This window comes from Xenorhabdus khoisanae, from assembly GCF_001037465.1.
GTDB lineage: Bacteria > Pseudomonadota > Gammaproteobacteria > Enterobacterales > Enterobacteriaceae > Xenorhabdus > Xenorhabdus khoisanae.
This window is the reverse complement of record NZ_LFCV01000126.1, coordinates 1-938: the sequence shown is the minus strand read 5'-3', so window position 1 is coordinate 938 and position 938 is coordinate 1. Positions and strand designations below refer to the sequence as shown.

Sequence of the window (938 nt, the reverse complement as noted above, 5' to 3'; positions counted from 1 at the left end):
ACCGGAGGACAGGGTCGATTTGGCATTCTTACGGGCCACTTCGTTATAGGCGGTGCGAAAACGACGCACCATCACCGGGCGTCCGCTGCCGTCATTGCGCAGCACCACCTCCCCCGTGGCCTCATTCACTAACGGATGCACAAAACCAAACAGGTTAATCAGAATAAAGATATGCCAGTCCATCAGTTCAATGGGCTTGCCCGCCAGTGCGCCCTTGACGTGGGGCACAAATTTGTAAAAGTTCAGGATATGCTGGGCACGGGGTTCACTGAAATAAATTCCACGCGCTTCCCCCGTTTTCAGGTCATTCAGGAACCGCTGACAGGCCAGTTTCACCAACTCACCGGATACAACCTCACCCGCCACGACCCGCTCAGCATAGCGGATGCCTTCTGATACTTTCGCCATGTTAATCTCTCATTTGTAAAAACTCAGCCAGCGGGTCAGCCTTATCTTCCCCGGCTATGTTGACCTTAGACCGGCTGGAGGGTGACATACCAAACGCACTGAGCATGGTGTGGATCCGTTTCCACGCATCGGCTTTCATGCCCGCCGCCGGATGCGCCTTAATTAATCCCTGATCGGTCCGGTAGGTGTAACCTTCACTCTCCAGTGTTTCACAGTGCGTGCGGTATTCGACGTAGGCTTCAACCAGCAACTCAAGGGCTTTGGCGTCAAGGTTAGTCAGCACGCCGACTTTATGCAGTTCCCCGGCGATCCGTTCGTGCCAGTACCGGCCCATTTTTCCAAAATGCTTGGGGACATGGGGAACCCCTTTTTCCGGCATCGGTTCATGGGCATTAATCGGGCGCTTTGATGGGTTACCCCTCACCAGACGCAGGTGAGTCGGGGTTGGCGGTCGTCCTGCCATGTGATTTCTCCTGTAAAATGGTGCAGTTGGGGCACCCCAAAAAAAGGTTGGCATTTCGCGGCGATCT

The 938-nt window shown here is 54.6% G+C and carries 1 protein-coding gene and 1 pseudogene; both read right to left on the bottom strand.

The annotated features are described in order from the left end of the window. Positions 1 to 408, bottom strand: a pseudogene (locus tag AB204_RS16360) (hypothetical protein); the annotation flags it as partial. Between the two features lies 1 nt (position 409). Continuing rightward, positions 410 to 871, bottom strand: coding sequence for a phage terminase small subunit P27 family (locus AB204_RS16355; protein ID WP_047964440.1), 462 nt, complete (start codon positions 869 to 871; stop codon positions 410 to 412). Between the last annotated feature and the right edge of the window lie 67 nt (positions 872 to 938).

Excerpts from the sequence above, each read along its gene's own strand:
- AB204_RS16355 (WP_047964440.1), bottom strand. The coding sequence starts at position 871 with ATGGCAGGACGACCGCCAACCCCGACTCACCTGCGTCTGGTGAGGGGT.